At 65.5% G+C, this 5,984-nt stretch carries 6 protein-coding genes and 1 pseudogene; 6 read left to right on the plus strand and 1 reads right to left on the minus strand.

Translation table 11 applies throughout. The features are described 5' to 3' along the window. Positions 1–490: 490 nt before the first annotated feature. From EOA28_RS22035 to EOA28_RS22050, 4 genes are all read left to right on the plus strand, one after another. A complete protein-coding gene (locus tag EOA28_RS22035) occupies positions 491–1,459 on the plus strand; it encodes a sulfonate ABC transporter substrate-binding protein (RefSeq protein ID WP_127253811.1) in 969 nt (322 codons plus the stop codon). A 73-nt stretch (positions 1,460–1,532) separates the two neighbouring features. After that, positions 1,533–2,690 (plus strand): FMNH2-dependent alkanesulfonate monooxygenase, encoded by a 1,158-nt coding sequence (gene ssuD / locus EOA28_RS22040; protein WP_127253810.1) that lies wholly within the window; start codon positions 1,533–1,535, stop codon positions 2,688–2,690. Beyond that, a complete protein-coding gene (locus tag EOA28_RS22045; RefSeq protein WP_127253809.1) occupies positions 2,687–3,466 on the plus strand; it encodes an ABC transporter permease subunit in 780 nt (259 codons plus the stop codon). The genes ssuD and EOA28_RS22045 overlap by 4 nt, the downstream gene beginning before the upstream one ends. A 7-nt stretch (positions 3,467–3,473) precedes the next feature. Further along, entirely contained in the window at positions 3,474–4,277 is an 804-nt protein-coding gene (locus EOA28_RS22050; RefSeq protein WP_127386466.1) for an ATP-binding cassette domain-containing protein, read from the plus strand. Positions 4,278–4,323: 46 nt separating this feature from the next. Here the strand turns inward: EOA28_RS22050 and EOA28_RS22055 are convergent, their stop codons facing one another. Further along, positions 4,324–4,509, minus strand: a complete 186-nt coding sequence (locus EOA28_RS22055) for a hypothetical protein (protein WP_127253760.1) — start codon at positions 4,507–4,509, stop codon at positions 4,324–4,326. Positions 4,510–4,818: 309 nt separating this feature from the next. Between EOA28_RS22055 and EOA28_RS22060 the strand changes: the two genes are divergently transcribed. Beyond that, entirely contained in the window at positions 4,819–5,181 is a 363-nt protein-coding gene (locus EOA28_RS22060; protein WP_127253759.1) for a septal ring lytic transglycosylase RlpA family protein, read from the plus strand. Between the two features lie 283 nt (positions 5,182–5,464). After that, positions 5,465–5,984 (plus strand): annotated as a pseudogene (locus tag EOA28_RS22065) (polyhydroxyalkanoate depolymerase); the annotation flags it as partial.

Raw genomic sequence — 5,984 nt, forward strand, 5'->3', positions numbered from 1 at the left:
CGCACTTGCTGCCCGCTCAGGGTCCAAGAAACTCGCCATCATCGCCGTCGCAAGGAAGCTCCTGGTCGTCCTCAACGCCATCATGCGCGACAAAACCGCATTCGCGTGAACACAGTTGCCATGCCGTAACCTCAGTCGAAGAGCGCAGCGGAGCAGAATTCTGCTCCGTTGCACGCCGTGGCGAAGGTAACGGCACGGATTCTAGGGTCTTCGCGACGGAGCTTCGCTCCTGCTCCGCCCTAGAATGACGATCAGGAAGGGCGTTCCGGCCAATCTCCAACGCATGCCGCCCGCCAACGCAAACAGGGCCGACCGATCAAAATCCCTGTGCGGTCTCAACTAGGATGACGACACCCAGGGTTACGCGCAGAAAATAATTCCATGAAATCCGCCGAACTCGCAAGATCGTTTCTCTACTAGCTTTATAGATTTACCTAGCCTGACCTTATTCCAATCGCCCGGCAGTTCGGGACCAACGAAGGAGAGGGTCATGTTCAATCTGACGAGACGCGCATTCGGCGTCGGCCTGCTTACAGCGGCGGCCTTTGCCGCATCCTTTGGGACGACATCCCCCGCCGCCGCGCAGGACCTCAAGGCGTTCAACATCGGCTACCAGAAGACCGGCCTGCCGGTGATCGCCAGGCAGCAGCAGATCATCGAAAAGGCGCTGGCCGACAAGGGCGTGACGGTGAAGTGGGTCGAGTTCACCGCCGGCCCGCCGCTGGTGGAAGCCTTGAATGTCGGCGCCATCGATGTCGGCTGGACTGGCGACGCGCCGCCGATCTTCGGCCAGTCGGCCGGAGCCAACATCGTCTATGCGGCGGCGCTGCCCTCCAATGGCGAGGGCGAGGCGATCTTCGTCAAGCCGGCCTCGCCGATCCAGTCGCTGGCCGATCTCAAGGGCAAGCGCATCGGCGTCGGCAAGGGCACCAGCGCGCACAATCTGGTCGTTGCCGCCCTGGAGAAAGCCGGCATCCCCTTCGACCAGGTCACGCCCGTCTACCTCAGCCCCGCCGATGCGGCGGCCGCCTTCGCCAGCGACCAGATCGATGCATGGGCGGTGTGGGATCCGTTCTTCGCCATCGCTGAAACGCGCTACCAGCCGCGGGTGCTTGCCCGCTCCATCGACGTGCTCCAGGTCAACACCTATTTCCTCGCCAACAAGGATTTCGCGAAGGCGCATCCGGATTTCGTCTCGACGACGATCGCCGCGCTCGGCGACGCGGCGAAATGGGCGGACCAGAACCGCGACAAGGTGGCCGAGGCGCTGCATGAGGTGACCGGCGTGCCGCTCGACGCGCAGACGATCGCCGCCAAACGCACCAAGTTCGGCATCTATCCGATCACCGCCGAGATCGTCGCCGGCCAGCAGGCGACGGCCGACCGCTTCTTCAAGCTCGGGCTGATCCCGAAAGCGGTGCGGATCTCCGACGCCGTCTGGACCGCGCCGGGCAACTGATCTCTTTCACGGCGCCGGGCGGCGAACGCCCGGCGCCGCCGTAGTTTCTCCTGTCTTCTCTCAGGGTTCAGCCATGACCGCTTCAGCCAGCCCGCTCGATTTCTTCTGGTTCATCCCGACGCATGGCGACGGCTCCTATCTCGGCACCGAGAAGCAGCAGCGGCCGCCTGAATTCGGCTACTTCAAGGAGATCGCGCAGGCGGTCGACCGGCTGGGCTTCCCCGGCGTGCTTTTGCCCACCGGGCAGAATTGCGAGGATTCCTGGATCACCGCCACCGGGCTCGCGACGCTGACGGAAAGGCTGAAGTTCCTGGTCGCGCTGAGACCCGGCGTGACGCTGCCGACCTTCGCGGCACGCCAGACCGCGGCGCTCGACCGGCTGAGCAACGGCCGCCTGCTGCTCAATGTCGTGGTCGGCGGCAACCCGACCGAGCTTGCCGGCGACGGCGTGTTTCTGCCGCATGACGAGCGCTATGCGCAGGCGCAGGAATTCCTCACCATCTGGCGCGGACTGGTCTCGGGCGAGCGGGTGAATTTCGAAGGCAAACACTACCGCGTCGAGAACGGCCGCCTCGACCTCTTGCCGCTGCAGGAGCGGCCGCCGCTCTATTTCGGCGGCTCGTCCGAGGCCGGACAGGAGCTCGCGGCCGACCTCGTCGACATGTATCTCACCTGGGGCGAGCCGCCGGCGCAGGTTGCCGCAAAGATCGCTTCGGCGCGTGAAAAAGCGGCGCGGCGCGGCCGCAAGCTGCGTTTCGGCATCAGGCTGCATTTCATCGTGCGCGAGACCGAGGACGAGGCCTGGCGCGCCGCCGAGCGGCTGATCAGCCACGTCACCGACGCGCAGATAGAGAATGCGCAGGCGCGTTTCCTCAAGGAGATGGATTCGGTCGGGCAGCGGCGCATGGCCGAACTGCATGGCGGCCGGCGCGACCGGCTTGTCGTGTCGCCGAACCTTTGGGCCGGCGTCGGCCTGGTGCGCGGCGGCGCCGGCACCGCGCTGGTCGGCACGCCGGAGCAGATCGCCGAGCGCATCGGCGAATACCAGGCGATCGGCATCGACACCATCATCGGCTCCGGCTACCCGCATCTCGAGGAGGCCTATCGCGTCGCCGAGCTGTTGTTCCCGAGGCTCGGCCTGGGCACGCAGCGGCCACGGGCGCACAAGGATATCGCCAACGAATTCTCGGTCGGCTTCCACGGCGCCAACCGCCTGCAGGCGGCGTCATGAGCCTGGCCACGCGCCTTGCCCGCAACGGCGTGGCCGGCTGGCTGCTGCCGGCGGCAATCATCGCCGGCTGGGAAGCCGCGGCGCGCGCGGGCCTGATCCCGGCCAATGTGCTGCCGGCGCCGAGCGCGGTGGCCGGGGCCTTCTGGCGGCTGACATTGTCAGGCGAGCTGATCCGCAACATCGGCGTCTCCACCCTGCGGGCGCTGTCCGGCTTCGCCATAGGCGGCTCGATCGGCTTCGCGCTCGGCCTCGCCAACGGATTGTCGGCGCTGAGCCGCGGCCTGACCGACACGACGCTGCAGATGATCCGCAACATCCCGCATCTGGCGCTGATCCCGCTGGTTATCCTGTGGTTCGGCATCGACGAAGAGGCCAAGCTGTTCCTGGTGGCGCTCGGCGTCTTCTTCCCGATCTATGTCAACACGCTGCTCGGCATCCAGAGCGTCGATCCGCAACTGGTCGAGATGGGCCGGGTCTACGGGCTCGACCGGCGCGCCTTGTTCTTCCGGGTGATCCTGCCTGGCGCTTTGCCTTCGATCTTTGTCGGCCTGCGCTATGCGCTGGGCATCATGTGGCTGACCCTGATCGTCGCCGAAACGATCTCGGCCAGTTCCGGACTCGGCTACATGGCCATGCAGGCGCGCGAGTTCCTGCTGATCGACGTCGTGGTGCTGTCGATCCTGATCTACGCGCTGCTCGGCAAGCTCGCCGACAGCCTGGCCCGCCTGCTCGAGCGCCTGTCGCTCGGCTGGCATCCGGCCTTCCAGAAAGGGTGAGAACAAGATGCCAGCCGCCACCCTCACCGCAGCACGCTCCCTCGTCGCCACGCCGGCGCAAGCCCGGACGATCGGCTCGGTCGAGGGCCGCCGGGCCTTCGCCTTCAAGGAGGTGGGGAAACGCTTCGGCGACAAGATCGTGCTCGACGGCATCAGCCTCGACGTGCGGGGCGGGCAGTTCCTGGCCATCATCGGCAAAAGCGGCTGCGGCAAGAGCACGCTGCTTCGGCTGCTGGCCGGCCTCGACCGCCCGAGCAGCGGCTCGCTGACCTTTGGCGCCGCCGAGGAGGGTCACAGCCGCACGCGCTTCATGTTCCAGGAGCCGCGGCTGCTGCCCTGGGCGAGCGTGGTGAAGAATGTCGAGATCGGGCTGACCGGCATCGCCGGCGGCACCGAAGCCAGGCAGCGGGCGCTTGCCATGCTGGAGGAGGTCGGGCTCGCCGACCGCGCCGACGAATGGCCCTCGGTGCTGTCGGGCGGTCAAAAGCAGCGCGTCGCGCTTGCCCGCGCCCTGGTCGGCCAGCCGCAGATCCTGGCGCTGGACGAGCCGCTCGGCGCGCTGGACGCGCTGACCCGCATCGAGATGCAGCAGCTTCTGGAACGGATTTGGCTCGACCAGAAGTTCACCGCCGTGCTGGTGACGCACGACGTCGGCGAAGCCGTCGCGCTCGCCGACCGCGTCGTGGTGATCGGCGCCGGCAGGATCGCCCTCGACCTCGACGTGCCTGTGGCCCGGCCCCGCCGGCACGGTTCGGCGGAGCTTGCCCATATCGAGGGCACCATCCTGGATCACCTGTTCAACCGGGCTTGAGCGCGGCGCCGGCCGTGGTCCCAAATCACGAAATCATATCGTAAGATCAAACGCGCGACTGGCTCGCCCAGCGCAGTCCGACGATGCCGGCCAGCATGGTGACGAGGCCGATATAGAGCCATCGTGTCTGGCCGGTCATGAAGCTGCCGCCGACCAGGCCGAGCCCCTGCAGCGACCATAGCGCGCCCACGCCCAGCACAATCAGCGCCAGCACAGACCTGATCAATCGCATCGGCTGGATCCTCTCCGGAAGTCGATTTCGAGCGGTGACAGGGACGCAACAAAAGACTCGGAGGAATCGGAATAGTCCGGCTCCTCTGTACTTCCAATCTTGAGGACCGATCTTGTCCGGAACGTCCCGGAGAGTGGTCCGATATTCATCAAGAATACGCCTCTCGGGCTCCAAGAATCTCATGACAAACTGTTTCGCGGCGACTCCAAACGTGTGCCTTCGCCATGGAACCGCCAGAAGGCTGCCGCATTTCCCGCCTCATTCGGCACTTAGGCGAGGCTATTCGATCAACGGAGCCACCCCCAAAGCATGAAGAGAACCAACCAGACCGCGCTTGTCGCGGTAACGATCGCGGCTGGCCTGATGGCTGGCGCCTCGTCCGCCTCCTCCGCCGCCGCGCAATGCGGCCGCGCTTCCTGGTATGCGCTGCATTCCAGAACCGCCTCAGGGGAACGCATGAACCCCTCGGCACTGACCGCCGCCCACCGCACGCTGCCTTTCGGCACCAAGCTCAGGGTCATCAACAAGAACAACGGCCGCAGCGTCGTCGTGCGCATCAACGATCGCGGTCCGTTCGTGAAGGGTCGCGTGCTGGATCTGTCCCGCGGCGCAGCCGGACAGCTGGGCTTCATCGGTTCGGGCCACACCGCCGTCTGCATGGCGCGCGTCTGATCTCTCCATTATCGGACCATGATCCAAGGCGACCGCTGCGGTCCGGCGATCATGGCCGGTCTCCGGTAAGAGAGGCCGGACACATATCCTTCACATTTCGGCACCGCACAGTGAGCCGGCTCGCCCGCTCAAGCCTGATTTCCAACAGGTTGAACCAAAGAAGCATTCGTCAGACAAAATGACGTATTGCATCGCAACAATATCTTGTTAACCTCGCCGGGAGACATTCAAGGCTCGGCGCTGTTCGTCGTCCTTTGGTCGACGGACGGCAACGGGGTTCTCGATGTTCTACCAGCTCTACGAAATGAACCATGCGGCGCTGCAGCCCGCGCGCTTGTATGCCGACGCGGTGCGTCTCTTCTACTCCAACCCGCTCAACCCGATCTCCCACACCCCCTTAGGCCGCTCGGTCGCGGCGACCGCCGAGTTGTTCGAGCGCACCACCCGCCGCTACGGCAAGCCGCAATTCGGCCTGGACAAGACCGTGGTCGACTGGAAGAGCGTCGACGTCACCGAAAAGACGGTCTGGTCGAAGCCGTTCTGCAATCTGGTGCGCTTCGAGCGCGCGCTGCCCGCGGGGCGCAAGCCTGACCCGAAGCTTTTGATCGTGGCACCGATGTCGGGCCACTACGCGACGCTGCTGCGCGGCACGGTCGAGGCGATGCTTCCGCACGCCGACGTCCACATCACCGACTGGGTCGACGCCCGCATGGTGCCGGTGGCGCAAGGCAGCTTCGATCTCGACGACTATATCGACTACGTCATCGAGATGTTCCATGCGGTCGGCCCCGACACCCATGTCA

It is taken from the genome of Mesorhizobium sp. M2A.F.Ca.ET.067.02.1.1 (assembly GCF_004023285.1).
Taxonomy (GTDB): domain Bacteria; phylum Pseudomonadota; class Alphaproteobacteria; order Rhizobiales; family Rhizobiaceae; genus Mesorhizobium.